Genomic DNA, 21055 nt, shown 5'->3' on the forward strand with positions numbered 1-21055 from the left:
GGAGGCGCGCTCACTCACATGAGATGAGCGCGCCTCTTTTCTTTCTTCTCCACTGCCGCAGCCCCTCCCTCGTTTTTGCAGTCCATTCGTCTGCTTCCGAGACATTTTCTTCAATCACAAGCTCAAGGCGTCCACTCTCCAAAATACCTCGAGGGAGGTACACACAAGCACTTTATCCTAATTCTAACGATGTATTTCTTTTAAATTTCAATAAGTTATTATTATCGGACCCCTGCTATTTCTAGCGGCTTGAGCTCGGCGCCGAGCCCTCTTCAACCACGGAGATCCCCACAGATGACCGAGATGACCGCCCCCGCGCGAGTGCGCGAGATTCCCTACAACTACACGTCGCTCTCGGACCGCGAGATTGTGATCCGTCTCCTGGGCGAAAAGGCCTGGGACACGATTGAGTCTCTTCGCGGCTCTCGCCGCACCGGCCGTTCCGCCCGCATGCTCTTCGAAGTGCTCGGCGACATCTGGGCGGTCGAGCGCAATCCCTATCTGGTCGACGACCTGATCGTGCACCCGAAGCGCCGCAAACTGCTCGTGCGCGAGATGAGCCGCCGCCTCGAGGCCGTTCGCCAGCGCGCCGAGGGCAATGCCGACGTGCTTCGCCTCGTCTCCGAGGCGAGCGCCGCCGTGTGCCGCTTCGACAACAGCTTCCCGAAGCTCATCGAGCGCCGTGCCGAAGTGAAGCGCCGTCTGTCCGCGATCACCGATCCGGACAACATCCGCTTCGACGGCTTTGCGCGCGTCACGCACGTCACCGACGCCACCGACTGGCGCATCGAGTATCCGTTCGTCGTCCTCACGCCCGACCGCGAGGAGGAGATCGCGCCCCTCGTGCGCGCGCTCTTCGAGCTCAAGCTCACCATCATTCCGCGCTCGGGCGGCACGGGCTACACGGGCGGCGCCGTTCCGCTGCACCCCGACACGGCCGTGATCAATATGGAGAAGTTCGACCGCCACAGCGGTCCCGTCATGCGCCGCCTGCCGGGCGTCGAGGGCGAGCATCCCGTGATTGAATGCGGCGCGGGCTGCGTCACCCGCCGCATCGAGGAGGCCGCGGCCGCCGCAGGCCTCGTCTTCGCGGTCGACCCCGCCTCGGCCGACGCCTGCTGCATCGGCGGCAACGTCGCCATCAACGCGGGCGGCAAGAAAGCCGCCCTCTGGGGCACGACGATCGACAACCTCGCCTGGTGGAAGATGGTCGACGTCAACGGCCGCATGATCCGCGTCGAGCGCGTCAACCACAACTTCGGCCGCATCCACGAGGTCGAGACCGCCGAGTTCGACATCCACGAGCTCTCCGACGAGGGCGCGGTCGTCAGGACAGAGCGCCTCTCGATTCCGGGCCGCACCTTCCGCAAGGCGGGCCTCGGCAAGGACGTCACCAACAAGCTTCTCAACGGCCTGCCCGCCATACAGAAGGAAGGCACGGACGGCATCATCGTGAGCGCCGCCTTCGTGCTGCACCGGATGCCCGACTTCGGCCGCACGGTCTGCCTCGAGTTCTACGGCACCGTGGCCGAATCCACACCCGCCATCGTCGAGGTGCGCGACTTCGTGCGCGGCCATCCGACGGTCGAGCTTGCGGGTCTCGAGCACATCGACTGGCGCTACGTGCGCGCCGTCGGCTACCGTGCCAAGCTCGAGGGCCGCGGCATGCCCAAGATGGTGCTTCTCGCCGACATCGTCTCCGACAACGAAGCCGACCTCGACGCCGTGGCCGAACGCTGCTGTGAAATGGCGCGCGCCCGCGGCGGCGCGGGCTTCATCGCCCGCACGTCCGCCGATCGCAAGGCCTACTGGAAGGAGCGCTCCCGCACGGCAGCCATCGCCAAGCACACCAACGCCTTCAAGCTCAACGAGGACGTCGTCATTCCGCTCGAGCGTCTCGGCGAATACTCCGACGAGATCGAGCGCATCAACATCGAGTTCTCCTTCAAGAACAAGATCCGCATCGCGGGCGCCTTCATCGAGCGCCTCGCCGACACCGCGCTCGACGAGCGTCCCGGCATCACCTTCGCGCGCGACCTCGCGGCCCGCGTCAGGACCCGCTGGGAGGAAATGCGCGCCGCCATGGACGGCGACGCCGCGCCCTATCTCGCCGAAGGCGTCGAGCCCCGCGAGGGCGAGACCGTGTTTCTCGCCATGCGCGACGGGCGCCTTCGCATCTCCGTCAAGCGCGAGATCCTCGAGATCCTCGCCGCGACGCTGCCCGCCGACGTGATGGCCGAGCTTCACGCGCTCCACAAGAAGCACGTGAGGAGCCGCCTCTTCGTCGCGCTCCACATGCACGCGGGCGACGGCAACGTCCACACGAACATCCCCGTCAACTCCGACGACTACGGCATGATGCAGGACGCCGAGCACACGCTCGGGCGCATCATGAGCTGCGCCGTGAAGCTCGGCGGCGTCATCACGGGCGAGCACGGCATCGGCCTCACGAAGTTCGAGTTCGTCACCGACGAGGAGCTTCGTCCCTTCCGTGAATGGAAGAACAGGATCGACCCCGAGGGCCGCTTCAACAAGGGCAAGCTCATGCCGGGCGGCGGCCTCGAGCGCGCCTACACGCCCTCGTTCGAGCTTTTCCGCGCGGAGTCCCTCATTCTCGAAAATTCGGGCCTCGGCGCCATCTCGCAGTCCGTCAAGAGCTGCCTGCGCTGCGGCAAGTGCAAGCCCGTCTGCACGACGCATGTCCCGCGCGCCAACATGCTCTACTCGCCGCGCAACAAGATCCTCGCGCTCGGGCTGATGACGGAGGCCTTCCTCTATGAGTCGCAGACCCGCCGCGGCCTTTCGCTCAAGCACTTCAACGAGCTCGTCGATCTGGCCGACCACTGCACGATCTGCCACCGCTGCGTCAAGCCCTGCCCCGTCAAGATCGACTTCGGCAAAGTGACCACTGCCGTCAAGGCCTTCCTCAACCGCTCGGGCCACAGGGATCTCAATCCCGCCGCGCTCGCGGGCGGCGCGCTCGTCGACGCCGTCAACCCGATCGCCGTGCGTGCGCTCCACGCGGGCGCCGTTCGCGCGGGCTTCTCGCTGCAGCGCCTCGGCAACGAGCTCGCCAAGAAGTACCTCGCCGCGGACCTTGCGCGCATTCGTGAAAAGCCCGCCAACACCACGGGCCGTCCGAGCCTCAAGGACCAGGTGATCCATCTCGTCTCGACGCCGCTTCCGGGCCGCATGCCCAGACAGACCATGCGCGCCGCGCTCGGCATCGAGGACGAGATCACGATCCCGATTCTTCGGCGTCCCGACATGCCCGCCGACGCCGAGGCCGTCTTCTACTTCCCGGGCTGCGGCTCCGAACGCCTCTTCGGCGACGTGGGCCTCGCCGTCGAGGCGATGCTCATGCACGCGGGCGTCCAGACCGTGCTCCCGCCGGGCTACCGCTGCTGCGGCCACCCGCAGCTCGCCTACGGCGAGACCGCCAAGGCCGAGAAGATGATGACGGAGAACCGCGTGCTCTTCCACCGCATGGCCAACACGCTCAACTACCTCGACATCAAGACCGTCGTCGTGAGCTGCGGCACCTGCATCAAGGCGCTCGACGAGTACGAGTTCGACCGCATCTTCCCGGGCTGCCGCATCATCGACATCCACGAGTTCCTGCTCGAGCGCGGCATCACCATGCCCGTGCACGCCGACACGTACCTCTACCACGATCCGTGCCACACGCCGCTCAGGCTCAACCCGCCGCTCGAAACGGTCAAGAAGCTCACCGGCGCCAACGTCGTGCAGTCCGAGCGCTGCTGTGGCGAGTCGGGCCTCTTCGCCGTCAAGCGCCCCGACATCGCCTCCCAGGTGCGTCACCGCAAGTTCGAGGAGATCGAGAAGGCCAGGGCCAAGGCCGGCATCAAGGGCCACGTCAAGATGCTCACCACGTGCCCCGGCTGCCTGCAGGGCCTCTCCCGCTATGAGGAGCGCGCCGACATGGACGCCGAGTACATCGTCGTCGAGATGGCCCGCCAGATCCTGGGCGCCAACTGGCGCGACCAGTTCATCCGCACCGTGAAGAACGGCGGCATCGAGAAGGTTCTCGTCTAGGAACGCCTTCTCTCCGGGCCGCCCCTTTCCCTGCCCCGCAGTTCGCAGCCGCGTCCGACGGCTTCGCGCCCCGGCGTCCAAACACGCCGCCTCATGGTTTTTCCTCTCGCGCGTGCGTTTCGAAATGCAAGCGTATTCTTCAGAACAGGCTCGGGGCGCGCGCCCTGACTTATCCTTCGGCTAAGAGAAACAACACAAAGAAGGAACCCACACATGCTCAACGACTAGCAGAAGGCCGTCGTCAAGGCAACTGCTCCCATCCTCGCCACCAACGGCGAGGCGCTGCTCGCTCACTTCTACTCGCGCCTCCTCACCCACAATCCTGAGTTCCAGCAGCTCTTCAACATGACGCACCAACGCACGGGCTCCCAGCCGCGTGCGCTCGCACATGCGGTCCACGCATACGCGACCCACATCGACGATCCGTCCGTGCTTGCGGGCGCCCTAAGGCATACCGCCATGCGGCACTGCTCGGTGGGCGTTCGCGCCGAGCACTATCCGATCATCGGCCGTCATCTGATTGCCGCCATCCGCGAGGTGCTCGGCGAGATTGCGACGCCCTCCGTCATCGACGCCTGGTCCGCCGACTACAACCAGCTGGCCGCCATGATGATCGCGTTGGAGCAGGACCGCTACTCGAGCGCCGCCCAGGCGCCGGGCGGCTGGAGCTGCTGGCGCGGCTTCGTGCTCACCGACAGGCACGAGGAGACGGCCGACGCCGTGAGCCTCACGCTGGGCCCCGCCAACAACGGCTCCGTCGTTCAGGTCCGCCCCGGCGAATACGTCTCAGTGCGCGTCTACATCCCCGGAGAAAACCTCGTCCAGCCCCGCCAGTGCACGGTGACGGCGACCAATGAGAACTCGATCCGCATCACCGTCCGCCGCATTTCCGCAAGAGACAGCCTCCCTGCAGGCATGGTCTCGAACGTCCTCTGCGACCTCGCGGCCGGCGCCCTCGTCGACCTCTCCGCGCCGACGGGAGGCTTCCGCCTGCCCGAGGGCGACGCCCCGCTCGTCTTCATCACGGCGGGCATCGGCGTGACGCCCGCGGCCGCCATGCTCCGCAGCGTGGACGAGATCGAGTCGCGCATCAGCGGCCATGAAGGCCGCCATCTCATCCTGCGCACCACGGCCGACCATGGCCGTCCGTCTGCGGAAGACTTCGCGGCGCTTGTCACCGACAACGCCGACTACCTTCTCTGCGGTCCCGCAGGCTTCATGAAGGCCGCCGCCGAGGCCCTCAGGGCCGCAGGCGTCCTGTCCGCCCGCATCCGCACCGAGAAGTTCGGCACGGGCGAGCCGAAGCTCTGACGGACAGTCAGCCAATTCGCGTGAATCCTCTCCGCCCAATTATTAATTGGACGGGGCTTCCCTGCCTTTTACCGGCAAGGACTGCCTGGGCACAGATAGCGAGCAAGCTCAGAAATCTGCGTTCACATGGAACGCAGCTCCGCGCAAACCCGAATTAGGGTGTCCAGGGTGCGTGTGACCCTCTTGGCACATCCCGGAACTTTTGCCGAGGTGCGCCGCCATTTCGTCACCGAAATGGACTTCTCGTACTCCCTCAGGAAGTACCGAGCTCCTATGTTGTACGAAGCAGACAGGTCGCACGAATAGCGCTTGCCTGTCTGAAACGTACACATGCTGTAGTTGTTCGTGTCTCTTGTAACGACACCGGTGCCGTCAAAGGCAAGCTTCGACGTGTTCCAAGCACAGACGCGACGAATGCGGATTCCGCACCGGTGCGCCTTGTGCTCCACCATCTTCTGGACAGACTTGGCTCGCCAGTGATGGAGTCGCTGACGTTTCGAGCCGCGTTTACGGCCCGCAAGATCAAGGTGTTCCATGACAATGACGTCGACCTTGAATTCGTTCGCAACTCCTGCGATGAAGTTGGCCGTCTTGACGGCAATGTCCTGGTTGACACCATTCGCTCTCGCCCAAAGCCTCGGCGTGCGTTTTGCACCGTTGCTTTGAGCTTTCCTGATGCGCCGCAAGGCACGTTCCAAAGAGTCTTGCTCTACCGGCAGCTTCTTAAAACGTCTGCCGATGATAGTGCCCTTTGAATCCATGACCGAGCACACGCATGCATTGTTGATCCCAAGATCAACGCCCAGGACGAGCTGCGTGTCGAGAGACACCTTCTTCAGAATAACCTTCTCCTCAAAGGAGAAGTCCAGATACCATTTCTTCCCGCGCTTTCTCAATGCCGGCGACAATTCGTTGCGGGTAGCGCATTGAAGTGCAATGTAATCGACATCGTGTTTATCGAGTTCGACATCAACCCAGTCCCAAGTATTGCGAATGCGAACTTTGAGTTTCACGCTGTTGCGTCCGGCTCTGATGAACGTATTGTCGCGGTACATGACCGGAAAGCTTCTGCCGGCCTTCGGCAGACCGGGCTGCCGGCCCTTTTGCCCCGGCTTCGCTTTCCATTGGGCCAGACGCGTTTGATACGACGACACCTGTCCGTATGCAGCCTTGATGGCGACTCGGCGAAGGTAGCTCGGAAATTTCTCGAAATCGTGGCAGAAGTTGTAAGGCGTCATCGGACGCTTGATCGTACGAACGCTCAGACCTTCGGCAACACGAATGCAATCGTTGGCATGACTGAGATTGGCGAAGTGAGTATTCCAATTCGCCATCACGAGTTCGATGAAGTAATCCACTGCGTGGCGATACGGGAGTGTCAGGATTTCTGTGTCTGGGGAGGTTATTCCAGGGGCAGCCCAACGAGGCTGCCCTTTGTTTTTTGTGATGCAGTATGCCAGACCTGATGCGATAGCGCGGGTAGTCTAATCATACCCCTTGTCTTACTCCATGGCACCTGTAAAGCGCTCGCCAAACAGCAGAGCGAACTGAGGCATGGCAGCAGACCACCTGGCTGTAGCACGCTTCCAGGAGGTCGTGAAATTCATGATAGCCAGGTAGATCAGCTTCCGGGCTGCGTCCTCACTAGGGAATAGAGTGCGCGTCTTGATCACCTTCCTGACAGCGCGGTTTAGCCCTTCAATCGCATTGGTCGTATAGATCAGTGTACGGATCTCTGGCGGGAACTGGAAGAACGGGATCACTTGCGCCCAGGCGCGTTCCCAGATCTGGATGATGGCTGGATACTTCTTGCCCATGTCCGTGCTTCCAAAACGCTCCAGAGCGCGTTCTGCAGCGTCGGCATCCACTGCCTGGTAGATGGGCTTCAGCTCCTTGCATACGGCCGCCCTGTCCTTCTGAGAGACGAATGAGGTGGATGCGCGGATAAGGTGGACGATGCAGGTCTGGTGGAGGGTCTGCGGATACACGGTTTCAAGAGCCTCCGTCATGCCCTTCAGGCCGTCCGTAACGGCGATGAGGATGTCCTCCACGCCTCGGGCCTTGAGCCCGTTGAACACGCTCGCCCAGAAGCTTGCGCCCTCGTTCTCGGCGATCCACATGCCCAGAACCTCACGCGTACCGTCCGTGCGAACACCAATCCCGAGATGAACAGCCATGTTCTTTACGGCTGCGCCGCTGCGGATTTTGACTCGAAGGGCGTCGAAGAAAGCGACGGGATACACACTTGCGAGCGGGCGATTCTGCCACTCCCGGACGTCCTCAAGCACTCTGTCAGTAACCTTGCTGACGTAGTCGGGGCTGATGTCCACCCCGTAGAGGTTGTCGATGAAGGCCTGGATGTCACGGGTGCTCATGCCCCTGGCGTACATGGCGATGATCTGCTCGTCCATCTTGCCGAACGAGCGGCTGTGCTTGGGCACGATGATCGGGTCGAAAGTGTTCTGTCGGTCGCGCGGAACGCTCAGCGGCAGAGGACCAAACTCGGTCTTCAGGGTCTTGTGGCTAAAGCCGTTGCGCTTGTTGGAAAGCTGGGGAAGCTCGTCAGCGGCGACCTCTTCAGGAGGCGTTTCAGTGGGCTGACAGCCTGTGAGATGGGCATCCATTTCTCCCTGCAGCATGGCTTCGACGAAGCGTTGGGAGAAGGTACGGACGGCCTCGGAGAAGGCTTCGGGGCCCAGCGGGCGGCCCGATGCTCGAAGCTCGGAAACGTACTGGTCGATATGGTTATCGAGGGGGTTGGTGGACTTCTTACGAGAATTGCGTTTGGTATTCGTGTTCATTGGATGCACCCGATTGGCGGGCTCCGATTATCCCATGGACACAAAATTTCTGACGCTCTCCGACGCACACCTTGCTTTTGGCTATGAGGTTGCCACTGCCGGCCCCTCTCGGGACTTTCACCCGTTAGAACGTGCCCATGCCGAGCACACAAGGGCGGGCCGTCCCCTCGGGACGACCCGCCTTTCTTTCATTCGGCCACTTCCTCGGGGTTTCCCTATTGTGACTGTGTGAATTCACACAGAAACCCAATCCCGAAAATCCGATCATGTTCTCAATGCGGTTTTTGACCGAACCGCATATGCAAGAACAAGACGCCGAGACCACGGCGTCCACAAGGAGAACAGTAATGAAACTCAATCGTCGTCAGCTCATCGGCGGCGCGGCCGTCATGGCCGCCATGCCCGGCATCCCGTCCGCCTTCGCCGCCGTGAAGGAGGAAACCCGCGACCTCGTGATCGTGGGCGGCGGCCTCGGTGGTCTTTCCGCTGCGAACGCGGCCGTCAACAAGGGCTGCAAGGCGCTAGTCATTGAAAAGCTTCCGTTCCTCGGCGGCGCAGGCATCATGCCCGAAGGCTCGCTCGGCATCAACACGAAGTACCAGAAGGCCCATGGCATCAAGACGACCGCCCAGCAGGTCCTCGACGCCGCCCTCCAGTTCCACCACTTCCGCGCCGACCCCGCCGTGCTTCGCGTCCTCATCGAGGAATCAACCCGCACGATCGATGAAATCATCGACATGGGCGTCGAACTTCGCGGCATCCGCACGATGTATCCGAAGGAAGAGTCGCTGATGTGCTGGCACCTATTCAAGGGCGGCACGGCTGAAGTCATCCGCCGTTGGATCGAGAACATCAAGGCCCGCGGCGGCGAGCTTCTGACGAACACCCGCGTCACCAAGCTCATCATGACCGACGGCCGAGTCACGGGCGTCGAGGCCACGACGAAGTCGGGCGACAAGCTCATCATCCACGCCAAAAAGGTCATCATCGCCACCGGCGGCTTCGCGGCCAACAAGGAAATGCTCGCGCAGTACGTCTTCGACTCCTCCGCTCTCGGCATGGTCGAGCCGATCTGGCTCCGCAGCCCCGTGGTCGACGGCCGCACGGGCGACGGCATCAACATGGCCCGCCTCGTCGGCGCAGGCGTTGCAGGCATGCACGCCGTCGCAGGCAACGCCCCGTACCTGCCCGACACGCCCCCGATCAACCAGTTCTCCGGTCCGGACGAGCTCAAGCAGGGCCGCTGCGCCCTCGCCCAGCCCTGGCTCTGGGTCGACCACACGGGCCGCCGCTTCTTCAACGAGTCCCGCGGCTCCGTCTTCGTCGACGTCTACAACGCCATGACGACTGCCGGCGGCGTCTCCTACACGATCTTCGACCAGAAGATGATGGACCGCATGATCAACAAGGGCGCCGTGCTTCCCTTCAATGCCATCGTGCTCGCCGACACGCCGCTCAAGGCCCTTCCCAAGACCTGGGAGATCGGCAAGGAACGCGGCTGGGCCTTCAAGGCCGACTCGATCGAAGAGCTCGCCCAGCAGATCGGCGTCCCGCCCGAAAACCTGAAGGACACGATGAAGAAGGTCAACGGCTACGCCGAAAAGGGACACGACCCCGAGTTCGGCCGCAAGCCCGAGCATCTCGTCAAGTTCGATCTGGAACACGGCCCCTACTACGCCCTCAAGGCCATCCGCGCCTTCTTCCTCACGCTCGGCGGCGTTCAAGTGACGCCGGCCTTCGAGGCCAAGACTCCGCAGGGCGACGTGATCCCGAACCTCTACGTCATCGGTCAGGACATCGGTGGTCTCTACGACTCGTCCTATGACCTGCGCTGCGAAGGCTCCGCTTCGTCCTTCGCCATGACGTCGGGCCGCTATGCTGCTGAGCACGCCCTCAAGCGGATTCAGGAAGGCAAGTAAGCAAACCTCCTTGGCAACAACCGGAATAATCAACGCCAGCCAACAGCCGGTCGTCCGCATCATCGGACGACCGGCTTGTTTTCGTTAAAATCGGATGGCTGTTCCACCTCTCAGGAGATCCCCGATGTCCGACTTCCGCTATGCGCCGATCTACGGTCGAAATCCATGGCTCATGGTCGAAGACGCTGACGAGGTCGCCGATTTCTTCAGGAATTCGGGCACGCCGTTCGTCAGCCACCGCCGCGACATCGTGCATTTCGGCAGTCAGCCTCATGTCTACTGGATAGAGAGCGGACTTGTTGCAAGCTCCGCGACCACGGACGTCGACAAGGTCCGATGGATCGGCCTCTTCTCTCGCAGGACACTGCTCGGCAGCGTGCGTGCCATCGGTCACGGCAAGGCTGCCATGACTCTCATGGCCACGGCCGTCACCGACGTGAGCGGCTTCGCCATCCCCCTCGAGCTCTACGCCCGCTGGGTCTCAGAGAATCCCGAACGCGAGCGCGCCATGCTTCTCAACTGCATCGCCAAGTCCGAGTGTCAGGTTGAGGGCGATCTCGTCAACGACCTCTGCTCCGTCGACGACCGCGTCGAGATCGCCGTTGCGGTGCTCTTTCGCGCCGCAGGCATCACCGAGGCGCAGCTGCCCGCCGCGCTGCCGTGGGACATTCCCGTCTCCGACATCGCGAGCCTCGTGCACGCCGAGCGCGCCATGACGAGCCGAGCCGTGGGCAGGATGGTCTCAAGCGGTCTGCTCGAGCGTTCGGGCAGGACCTTCGTGCTCAAGGCGGTGCCGCCCGCAGCCCGCCTCTGGTGGGACGCCTGAGCGCCCCCGCTGGTCCTCAGTCCTTCCCGGAACGGCGGGACTTGGGCGCAGGAAGCTGCGCGAGTACGACGGCGCCCGCCATCAGCACGCAGCCGAAGAGCTCCCTCTGGGAGAGCACTTCGCCGAGCAGCAGCCAGCCCGCGATCACGGCGATGGCGCTCTCGAGGCTCATGATGAGGCTCGCGACCGTCTCGTTCATGCCGCGCTGGCCCACGATCTGCAGCGTGTAGGCGATGCCGTTGGACATGATGCCCGCCCAGAGGATGGGAAGGAGCGCCCCCTGAAGGCCTTCAATGGTCGGGGACTCCGCGATCAGCACGGCCGCCGAGGCGATGATCGAGCCGCAGACGAACTGTCCGCAGGCGAGCTCGACGCCGTTGACCTTCGTGACGAAGTGCGAGATGACGAGGATGTGAAGCGAGAAGACGAAGGCGCACAGCAGCGTGTAGAGGTCCCCGAGCCTCACCGAAAAGCCTTCGGGCGGCACGCAGAGAAACCAGAGCCCGCCGATCGCGACCGCCACGGCCGCCCAGACGAGCCAGCCCGTCCTGCGGCCGAGCGCAAGCCCGATCATCGGCACGAGCACGATGTAGAGCGCCGTGATGAAGCCCGCCTTGCCGACCTCGGTGTCGTGCACGAGCCCGAACTGCTGAAGCGACTCGCCGCCGAAGAGGCACAGGCCGCAGGCCGCGCCCCCGAGAAGGAGCATCTTCATGTAGGCGGGCGAGGTGCGGCGCGCGTGCTCCGCGGGATTCGAGGCGGCGAGCCTCGAGCGGTTCCACAGGACGAAGGGCAGCAGCACGAGGGCGCCAAGGAACATGCGCGACGCCGTGAAGGTGAAGGGACCGACGTGGTTCATCCCGACCGACTGCGCGACGAAGCTCAGGCCCCAGATCGTGGCCGTGATGAGGAGAAGAACGGTTTGGCGAAGCTGAAAGAGCGACATGACGGGTCTGTTCTGCTTGGAATGTTGTTTTTCTTCAGGGCTGAATCCGCCCATTCTATCAGAGGCCCCGACGCGCGCCGCGGGCACGATCCCGCCCCGGAAACGCCCGCGCGGGGCCGCATTCGCGCACCTTACCCTACCGTCCTCCGGAGCGTGATCCCGAGCTTCTCGAGCCTGCTCCTGAGCGTGTTGGGATGCATGCCCGCCCTTTCGGCCGCGCCGCCCGCACCGCTCACGCGCCCGCCCGTGCGCTCAAGAAGCGCCCTGAAGTAGGCACGCTGCATGTCGTCGAAGGTCATGTCGGCATTCACCTCCGCCTTCATGTCCGCAGGCCCTTCCTGCGCGCCGTGCACGTCCGATGGGCCCGTGACGCCGAGTCCGCGCACGGCAAAGGGGACGGGGTGCACGTCGGGCGCGGCGCCCGTGCTCACGTCAAGCGTCCTGATGACGGGCTCGCCGCTCAGGACGGCTCGGGCCATGACGTTTCTCAATTCGCGCACGTTGCCCGGCCACGGCCAGCGCCTCGCGAAGTCGAGCGCCTCCTCCGCGAGCCTCGGGAGCACGGCCATGCCGTATCGTCTTGCGATCTGCCTGATGAAGTGCGAGGCGAGCGGCTCGATGTCCTCGGGCCTCTCCCTCAGGGGCGCGACGGGAATCGGATAGACGTTGAGGCGATAGTAGAGGTCCTCGCGGAACTTTCCCTCGACGACCATGCTCCTCAGGTCCCTGTTCGTCGCGCAGATGATGCGCACGTCGACCGTCACCTCCTTGTCGCCGCCCACGCGCCTGAAGGACTGGCCCTGCAGCACCCTGAGCAGCTTCGCCTGCACTTCGGGCGGCAGCTCCCCGACCTCGTCGAGAAAGAGCGTACCGCCGTCGGCCTGCTCGAAGAGGCCCGCATGGCGCTCGCGCGCGCCCGTGAACGCCCCGCGCTCGAAGCCGAAAAGTTCGCTCTCGATGAGGGATCCGGGCAGCGCCGCGCAGTTGACCCTCACAAAGGGCGCATTGCGCCTCGCCGACATCTGTTGGATCGTCGTCGCCACGACCTCCTTGCCGCAGCCCGACTCGCCCGTCACGATCACCGTCGCGTCATAGGGCGCCACGCGCCTGATGCGCTGCGCAATCGACTCGAGCGAAGGAGACCTCGCGAGAAGCTCCCTCAGGGGCTCCTCCGACGCCTTCACCGCGTTCTCCCTCAGACGCCGGTTCTCGGCGCTCATCTCCAGCCCAACCGTCCTGAAGTACACGGCAAGCGAATACCCCACGTTGATCGCGATCGGATTGTGAAGCTGCCGCACGATGTCGGCGTGCCGCTCCCCGAAGGCCTTCGGCCTCGTCGAATAAAAGCACACCACGCCGTAGTGGATCCCGTCCATCAGAAGCCTGAGCATCACGTAGGAGCGCACCTCGGGAAGCACGTTCCTGAGCACCTCGTCGGTGAGCGGGTCCTCCCGCCTCTCGTTGACCACCAGGCACTGCCCGCGCCGCTCGTACGACATCTTGAGAAGCCAGTCGTGCGAGACGGGCACCCTCGCCGTCATCGCCTCGGCCCGGGCCTTCGTCGCGTGCGCAAGAAACTGCACGACGAGCTCGTCCTTCATGAAGAAATTCACGAACACGCCGTCGGCGGGCAGCACGGGCGCAAGCGTCAGAAGCGTGGTCCTCAATGCCTGCTCGAGCCTGAGCGTCTCGGAAAGACCCGCATAGGTCCTCAGACGCAGATCGTCGGGAAAATAGGCTTCGCTCATGTCTTGAAAGAGTACGTAATATCGTAAAAGAGAGAAATGTCGTTTCTCATGTTACGACATTTCGTAACTCCGCATGCATGAAAGGTCGGATCTTCAAGGGTTAACACCTCGGGCGGGTTTCTCCTAGGTTTTGCGCAAACGCTTGCGGCACAAGGCCCGGCACGCGCGCACCAAAGTTTGGCATGCCTCTTGCTTTTAAAAGAGCATCCAGACCAGTCATTCCAAGGAGAACCTCATGACTCAGAACATCAACCGCACCCGCCGCAGCCTTCTCGCCGGCGGCACGATGGCCGCTCTCGCCGCCGCCACGGGCGCGGCGCACGCCAAGGAAGGCGCTCCCGCCTTCGACAAGATCTACGACGTGATCGTCGTGGGCTCGGGCTTTGCCGGCCTTGCCGCCGCGCTTCAGGCCCGCCTCAAGGGCGCCGAAGTCCTTCTCATTGAAAAGATGCCCGTCTTCGGCGGCAACTCCGCCATCAACGGCGGCGCCTTCGCCGTCGCGGGTTCTCCGCTTCAGGAAAAGGAAGGCATCAAGGACAGTCCCGAACGCATGCTTCAGGACATGATCCGTTCCGGCCGCGGCCTCTCCCACGTCGACCTGCTCAAGATGATCGTCGAAGGCACGCGTCCCGCCTTTGACTTCACGCTCGAGCACGGCGTCCAGTACAAGCCCTTCGTGCAGCACTTCGGCGGCCACAGCGTCCCGCGCATCATGCAGACCGTCGAATCCACGGGCGGCGGCATCACCCGTCCGCTCGCCGACAGCTGCCGCAAGCACGGCGTCGACATGCACCTCAACGCCAAGATGGAATCCTTCATCCGCGACGCCGACGGCCGCGTGATCGGCCTCAAGGTCCGCGAACGCTACCAGTTCCCGAAGGAAGACTCCGGCGTCCTCCAGACCTACGGCACACGCAAGGGCGTGATCATGGCCACGGGCGGCTTCTCCCGCAACCTCTGGTTCCGCATGCAGCAGGATCCGTCGCTCGACGACCGTCTTGACTCCACGAACCACCTCGGCGCCACGGGCGAAGGCATGCTCGAAATGTTCGCCATCGGCGGCGCTCCGGTCCAAGTCGACCAGATCCAGCTCGGCCCCTGGTCCTCTCCCGACGAAAAGGGCTTCGGTCTCGTCTCCCAGTTCAACACGATCGCCGGCTTCCCGATGGGCATCATGGTCGACGTGCGCACCGGCAAGCGCTTCTGCAACGAGCTCGCCGACCGCAAGGCCCGCACCGACGCCATTCTCGGCCTGATGGAAAACGGCAAGCCCGTCTACCCGGTCTGCTTCACCGACAGCAAGGGCGTCGCCAAGGCCCAGACGCTGCGCAACGGCCTCAAGTACAAGGTCATCTGGCAGTTCGACACGGTCGAGGCCCTCGCCGACCACTTCAAGATCCCGGCTGCCGAGCTCAAGGCCCAGGTCGCCCGTTGGAACGAAATGGTCGCCGCCGGCAACGACAAGGAGTTCGGCCGCGCGCTGCAGCTCGCCATCCAGCTTGACAAGCCGCCCTTCTACGCCTGCCGCGTCTGGCCGAAGGTCCACTACTGCATGGGCGGCGTCGGCATCGACCACCAGGCCCGCGTCCTCACCGTCCACGGCAAGCCGATCGAAGGCCTCTACGCCGCCGGCGAAGTGACGGGCGGCGCCCACGGCGCCAGCCGTCTCGGCGGCTGCGCCATTGCCGACGGCCTCGTCTTCGGCCGCATCGCTGCCGACACCGCCGTCGCCGCCAAGCCCGCCGCTCTCTAACGATTTCGAACCAAAGGACTCCCAATGCTCAAGACCAAACTCTTCGCTGCGGCCATGCTCGCCGCCGCGCTCGGCCTCTCCACGACGGCCAATGCCGGTCCCGCCGAACTCAAGCCCCACCACAAGGCCCTCGGCGACTGCGCGCTCTGCCACACCCAGGAAAACGCCGTCGCCGGCAACGCCTTCGTCGTCCCCGACAACAAAGCCTGCCTCGCCTGCCACGGCTCCTGGCAGGACCTCGCCGAAAAGACGAAGCCCACCGATCCGCATGAGCCCAATCCGCACAAGTCCCACCACTACGGCGAGAACATGTCCTGCACGGCCTGCCACGCCGAGCACAAGGAAAGCCGCGTGATCTGCAACGACTGCCACGCCTTCCCGTTCAAGCCGATGAAGTAAGGCCCGTCGCGCCCCGAACCACGCCGTACACTAAAGGAATTTCAACCATGTACAAGTTCTTCAAGATGACCGCACTCTGCGCCGCTCTCGCCGCGGCGGGCGCCGCCGGCGCCGCCACGATCACGCTCGACGGCACCAGCCTCTCCATCGAGGACGCCTGGAAGATCGCCGCGGGCGAAGCCGACGTCGCCATCGCTCCCGAAGCCGTCAAGCTCCTCGAGGACAGCCACAAGCTCGTCATGGCCTCCGCCGCCAAGGGCCAGGCCGTCTACGGCCTCACCGTGGGCGTCGGCCTCAACAAGGACCAGAAGCTCTTCACCGCCGACGGCAAGCTCTCCCCCGAAGTGCTCGAAGCCTCCCGCGCGTTCAACTACAACGCCCTGCGCTCGCACTCCGCCGGCGTCGGTGAAATGATGCCCGTCGACCTCGCCCGACTCTCCATGGTCGTGCGGCTCAACACGCTCCTCGCCGGCAAGTCCGGCGCCCAGGTCCACGTCGCCGAGCTCTACCGCGACATGCTCAACAAGAACGTGACGCCGCTCATCCCGTCCGAAGGCTCCGTCGGCGAGGCCGACATCCTGCTCGCCTCCCATGTCGGCGCCGTCATGATCGGCGAATGGAAGGCCGACGTGAAGGGCAAGGTCATGACGGGCGCCGACGCCCTCAAGGCCGCCGGCATCAAGCCGCTCCAGCCCGAAGGCAAGGACGCGCTCGCCATCCTCTCCAACAACTCCGTCGCCATGGCCTACGCCATCGACGCCGCCCGCAACGCCGAGCGCATCGTCGAGATGACCCCGACCGTCTACGGCCTCTCGCTCGAAGGCCTCAACGGCAACGTCGCCCCGATCCTCCCGCAGACGATCGGCGCCCGTCCCTTCGACGGCCTCTCCCAGACCGCCGCCGACATGCGCGACGTCCTCAAGGGCTCCTACCTCTGGAACGTCGACGCCACGCGTCCGCTTCAGGACCCGCTTTCCTACCGCGTGACCGTCTACGGCCTGAGCGAAGCCCGCCGCGCCGTCAAGGACCTCAACGACCAGATCGCCGTCCAGATCAACTCCACGGACGACAATCCCGCCACGATCCTCAACGCCGACGAAGCCTATCGCTCTGAGTCCACGCAGGTCGCCAACTACTTCGTCGAGGGCAACGGCGTCAAGGGCGCCATCATCCCGTCGGGCAACTTCAACCCGCTGCCCGTCGCCCTTGCGCTCCAGCGCACCTCGATCGCCATGGCCCACCTCTCCCACTACTCGGTCCAGCGCACGGTGCACCTCTCCTACGACCAGTTCACCGGCCTCACGCGCTTCCTCACCGACCCGAGCAACAAGGGCCACGCCTTCGGCGCCATCCAGAAGTCCTTCATGGGCCTGCACGTCGACAACATGGCGCTCGCCCAGCCCGTGAGCCTCTACGGCATGCCCGTCGCCGGTGAAATCGAAGACACGTTCACGAACCTCCTTCAGGCCTCCAAGCGCCTCGGCAGCATCGACACGAACCTCTATCAGATCTACTCGGTCGAAATGCTCCACGCCGCCCAGGCCGTCGACCTGCGCCGCAACCTGAAGAACAAGGACCTGAAGCTCGCCGACAAGACCGGCGCCTTCTACACCGCCTACCGCGCCAAGGTGCCGTACGTCAAGGCCGACCGAATCTTCACCGACGACATCCGCGCCGGCGTCGACCTCCTCAAGAACTACAGGTTCTGAGGCGGACGCTTCGCCGCATATCCGACAGAATCTCCCGCCGCAGTCAGGTTCGGGGAGCCGTCTCGCAATGCCTCCTGACGAGACGGCTTCCCGGGGGATCCCGCCGGTTGCTCTCTTTTCTTTCCGAAGGACGGTTCTCCTGCGTCCTTCTTCATGAAGAGGATCTTCCCCTCTTTTTGGAGCGGCCTTCCCGAGGTGTGCGTATCGGGACGCCGCTCCTTTTTTTTCACGTTCCCGACCCCTTCCAGGACGCCTTCCTCGTTTGCGTCTTCATCCGCCTTGGGCTACATTTGAAGGACTGCGTCCACTCATTTCTCCAAGGCTTTCCATGCTTGATCTGATTCTTGCCGGCCCCGGCGTCACCCCCGATCTCGTCTGCGACCTCGCCGACGAATTCATGGCGGGCGAAGTCCTCACGCGCCCCAATGCCGCACGCTTCTGCGGCCTCTCCCCGATGACGGCCCGCTCGATCGCACGGCGCCTAGCGGACGACGAATCGATCGACGTCCTCGAAGTGAAGGCGGGGCTTTCCGTCTGGGACTTCCGCGTCATCTGCCTCGACATGGACGGCACCGTCATTCAGAACGAGTGCATCGACGACATGGCCGCGCTTCACGGCGTGGGCGAGGAGGTCTCCTCAGTCACGCGCGCCGCCATGGAGGGCGGCACGAAGCTCACCTTCGCCGAAAGCCTCGAAAAGCGCGTCGCCTTCCTCAGGGACGCCCCCGTCTCGGTCATCGACGAGGCCCTCGCGAGCGTGCGCCTGCAGCCCGGCGCCGCACGCCTCATCGACTTCTGCAACGCCCACGGCATCCGCAGCTACGTCCTCTCGGGCGGCTTCACGCACTTCACGCACGCGATCGCAACCCGCCTCGGCATGACGGGCGACTTCAGCAACATGCTCGGCATCGACGCCGAACGCGGCGTCCTCACGGGCACCGTGACGGGCCCCGCGGGCGGCCGCATCCTCGACGCCGACGGCAAGCGCCGCACGCTCGAGATCCTCTGCCATCAGGCGGGCGCCACGCTCGAACAGGCCATCGCCGCAGGCGACGGCGCCAACGATCTCGAGATGATCGGCGCGGCCGCCCTCGGCATCGCCTACCACGCCAAGCCCGTCGTGCGCGCCCAAGCCCGCCTCGCCGTGACGGCCTCGGGCCTCGACGCCATCACGCTCCTCTTCATCGAAGCCTGGCGCTGACGAGCCGCCCGTCCGCCGCTCATCCGCAGGACGCCGGCAGCCCGTTTTCGCCTGTTCCCCGACACCTGCAGCGCACCGCTCTGCGGGTGTTGTCTTTAGTGTTCACGTTTTCCCTCGAATCCCCTGCCGCAGGCCTTTTGCGTCTTCTTTTGGACCGCAGGTTTGGCTAAAATCGTGTCACCCCAAAACCACCCCCACAAACCGTCTTCAAGAAGAAAATAAAATGATGAAGCAATCCCTTTGGGCGTTGGCGGCTGCGGCGCTCTTTTCCGTCATGGCGGCATTCGTCAAGCTCTGCAGCGACGTACACGGCCCCATCGAAATGGTCTTCTACCGCTCGCTCTTCGGCGTGCTCGTGATCTCCCTCTTCGTCTTCCGCAACCGCGCTACCCTCACCCTCAAGACCCCGCACATCGCGGGCCACATCAAGCGTTCCGTCCTCGGCACGCTCTCGATCATGCTCTGGTTCTTCACGCTCGGAAAGATGCACTTCGGGACCAACATGACCCTCATCTACACGACGCCGCTCTTCATGGCCGCCAACTTCGTGATCCTCGCCTTGATGCGCCACAAGCCCGCGCCGTGGGCGCTCGTGCTCGCCACGATCGCGGGCTTCACGGGCGTCACCATCGTGCTGCAGCCGAGCTTCAACGAGGGCGAGCTGATCCCGGCCCTCATCTGTCTGGGCGTCTCGCTCCTCGACCTCGTCATCTACTGGCAGATGAAGGAGCTCGGCGACATGAAGGAGCCCTCCTGGCGAATCGTCTTCTACTTCACGCTCTTCGGCACCATCGCGGGCCTCATCGCCTGCTACGTCGTCGAGGGCGGCCTGCACATGCCCAACGCCCAAGGCCTCGTCGGCATTCTCGGCATGGGCCTGTGCGCCACGCTCGGCCAGATCTGCACGACCCGCTCCTACGCCTACGGCAACATGCTCCTCTCCTCGTGCCTGGGCTTCTCCGCAATTCCGTTCTCGGTCATCATCAGCTTCTTCTGGTTCGGCGAGAGCGTGACCGCCGCGACCCTCACGGGCGCTGCCGTCATCCTCTGCTCGGGCATGATGGCCACGGTCGCCACCAAGCGCACCGAGGCCGCCGAAAAGGCCGCTAGGGCCGCCGAGGAAGCGGCCAAGGCTGAAACCGAAAAGACCGCCTGACCTCCGTCCGCGACGCGTCACCGACAGAACGGGCCTGCATCCTGCCACGGATGCAGGCCCGTTTTCACAGAAACAGTCGCAGGAAGCCTCCGAATTCATTCGGATGGAGGAATGCGGCCAACCTCTCTCTTCCAATCTATTTGTTGTCCCCGATGAAAGGTGTGTGTCTTTCCAACCCCTGTGCCAAGGTACTCCCATGAGCACGAAATCCTTCATCATCAGTCTTCCGATCATCACCGGAGATCAAGACCGCCGTCGGCTGCGGAAGAGTTTCAGCTTCGGCTGCAACCTTCAGAACGCCGTCATGGGCGGTGGATGGGATCGTGTGCTGCAGATGCGTGCCACACCTGAGTGGCAGGCCACAAGGGCCATGCCGAAAGGCAGAGAAAGAACCAAGGCTTTCCGCGATCTTCGCGTGCGGTTCCGCTTGAGCGAGTACGACTTTCATGCCGACGTCGCCATGCACCGCAAGGCTTCGGGACGCGGCCACTTACTCGGCATCAACGAATGTCAAAAGCTCGCTTCGAGAGCGTGGATCTCGGTGGAACGCCACCTCTACAACGGCGGCGCTCCGAGGTTCATCAGTTCTCGACGCGGACTGCATTCGATCGAAGGGAAGACCAATCGCACCGGCATCATCTGGAAAGCAGATCAGCAATGCGTAACCGTCTGCAAGCAAGTGTACCGTGTTCGCGTTGACAAGCGCGACGACTGGCTCACCCGGGCTTTGCAGGATCCGACGGATCCCACAAAGCCCAGAAAAGTGAAGTACTGTCGGATCGTGCGTGAAATGCGCAAAGGCAAGGAGCGCTTTTTCCTTCAGCTCGTTGCCGAAGGGTCAAGCCCCCTGAAGCACGCCTACGCCGGCAAGGATCTGCGCATGGCCATTGATCCGGGACTCGGTTCGCTCACTTATGCGACTGAGGACGGGACAATTGCCAAAGTGCAGATTGCGCCGAGCGCGGACACGGATCACCGTGCCATACGCCGAATCCAGCGTGCGATGGAGCGAAGCCGCCGTGCGACGAATCCCGACAACTACGAAGCTGTTGACGTTGTTCGTCACGGCAAAAAGAAGAAGTCCTTCAAGGTGAAGTCCGGCAGGCTTCAATGGCGCTTCTCGAAGCGCTATGAAAGTCTGCGGGCAGAACTAGCGGAGATTTTTCGTCTTTCGGCCGCAACTCGCAAGCGCGAGCACGGCGAGGTCTGCAACTGGCTTCTCGGCCATGC

The 21055-nt window shown here is 63.7% G+C and carries 13 protein-coding genes and 1 pseudogene; 10 read left to right on the plus strand and 4 right to left on the minus strand.

All coding sequences use genetic code 11. The features are described 5' to 3' along the window. Nucleotides 1-294: 294 nt before the first annotated feature. Together HMPREF9465_RS04315 and HMPREF9465_RS04320 are read left to right on the plus strand one after the other, a co-directional pair. Complete coding sequence (locus HMPREF9465_RS04315; RefSeq protein WP_005434446.1) at nt 295-4056, plus strand: DUF3683 domain-containing protein; 3762 nt, start codon at nt 295-297, stop codon at nt 4054-4056. Nucleotides 4057-4314: 258 nt separating this feature from the next. Further along, complete coding sequence (locus HMPREF9465_RS04320; RefSeq protein ID WP_081579418.1) at nt 4315-5367, plus strand: globin domain-containing protein; 1053 nt, start codon at nt 4315-4317, stop codon at nt 5365-5367. A gap of 122 nt (nt 5368-5489) precedes the next feature. Here HMPREF9465_RS04320 and HMPREF9465_RS04325 read toward each other — a convergent pair whose 3' ends face one another. Continuing rightward, nucleotides 5490-6725, minus strand: a complete 1236-nt coding sequence (locus tag HMPREF9465_RS04325; RefSeq protein WP_005434448.1) for an IS200/IS605 family accessory protein TnpB-related protein — start codon at nt 6723-6725, stop codon at nt 5490-5492. A 144-nt stretch (nt 6726-6869) separates the two neighbouring features. After that, nucleotides 6870-8168 carry an IS256 family transposase gene (locus tag HMPREF9465_RS04330; protein ID WP_005433166.1) on the minus strand — a complete coding sequence of 433 codons (1299 nt, stop codon included), beginning with the start codon at nt 8166-8168 and terminating at the stop codon, nt 6870-6872. 347 nt (nt 8169-8515) lie between these two features. Here HMPREF9465_RS04330 and HMPREF9465_RS04335 point away from each other — a divergent pair, with 347 nt between their 5' ends. Both HMPREF9465_RS04335 and HMPREF9465_RS04340 read left to right on the plus strand, forming a co-directional pair. After that, a complete protein-coding gene (locus tag HMPREF9465_RS04335) occupies nt 8516-10087 on the plus strand; it encodes an FAD-dependent oxidoreductase (RefSeq protein WP_005434450.1) in 1572 nt (523 codons plus the stop codon). Between the two features lie 124 nt (nt 10088-10211). After that, entirely contained in the window at nt 10212-10913 is a 702-nt protein-coding gene (locus HMPREF9465_RS04340; RefSeq protein ID WP_005434452.1) for a Crp/Fnr family transcriptional regulator, read from the plus strand. Nucleotides 10914-10929: 16 nt separating this feature from the next. Here HMPREF9465_RS04340 and HMPREF9465_RS04345 read toward each other — a convergent pair whose 3' ends face one another. Both HMPREF9465_RS04345 and HMPREF9465_RS04350 read right to left on the minus strand, forming a co-directional pair. Continuing rightward, nucleotides 10930-11859: a DMT family transporter gene (locus HMPREF9465_RS04345; protein WP_005434458.1), complete on the minus strand. Its 930-nt coding sequence runs from the start codon at nt 11857-11859 to the stop codon at nt 10930-10932. A gap of 131 nt (nt 11860-11990) precedes the next feature. Further along, on the minus strand, nt 11991-13607 hold the full coding sequence (locus HMPREF9465_RS04350; RefSeq protein WP_005434459.1) for a sigma-54-dependent Fis family transcriptional regulator: 1617 nt from the start codon (nt 13605-13607) through the stop codon (nt 11991-11993). A 235-nt stretch (nt 13608-13842) separates the two neighbouring features. Here HMPREF9465_RS04350 and HMPREF9465_RS04355 point away from each other — a divergent pair, with 235 nt between their 5' ends. From HMPREF9465_RS04355 to HMPREF9465_RS04380, 6 genes and pseudogenes are all read left to right on the plus strand, one after another. Beyond that, nucleotides 13843-15360 (plus strand): flavocytochrome c, encoded by a 1518-nt coding sequence (locus tag HMPREF9465_RS04355; protein WP_005434461.1) that lies wholly within the window; start codon nt 13843-13845, stop codon nt 15358-15360. Nucleotides 15361-15384: 24 nt separating this feature from the next. Beyond that, nucleotides 15385-15759, plus strand: coding sequence for a cytochrome c3 family protein (locus HMPREF9465_RS04360; RefSeq protein WP_005434463.1), 375 nt, complete (start codon nt 15385-15387; stop codon nt 15757-15759). Nucleotides 15760-15806: 47 nt separating this feature from the next. Further along, entirely contained in the window at nt 15807-17468 is a 1662-nt protein-coding gene (locus HMPREF9465_RS04365; protein ID WP_005434465.1) for an HAL/PAL/TAL family ammonia-lyase, read from the plus strand. 328 nt (nt 17469-17796) lie between these two features. Further along, nucleotides 17797-18669, plus strand: a complete 873-nt coding sequence (gene serB / locus HMPREF9465_RS04370; protein ID WP_005434467.1) for a phosphoserine phosphatase SerB — start codon at nt 17797-17799, stop codon at nt 18667-18669. Nucleotides 18670-18892: 223 nt separating this feature from the next. Further along, the gene (locus HMPREF9465_RS04375) at nt 18893-19825 is read left to right on the plus strand and encodes a DMT family transporter (RefSeq protein WP_005434469.1); all 933 of its coding nucleotides are present in this window, start codon (nt 18893-18895) and stop codon (nt 19823-19825) included. Between the two features lie 103 nt (nt 19826-19928). Next, a pseudogene (locus HMPREF9465_RS04380) lies at nt 19929-21055 on the plus strand (hypothetical protein); the annotation flags it as partial.

The sequence above is a fragment of the Sutterella wadsworthensis 2_1_59BFAA genome (genome assembly GCF_000297775.1).
Lineage (GTDB): Bacteria > Pseudomonadota > Gammaproteobacteria > Burkholderiales > Burkholderiaceae_F > Sutterella > Sutterella wadsworthensis_A.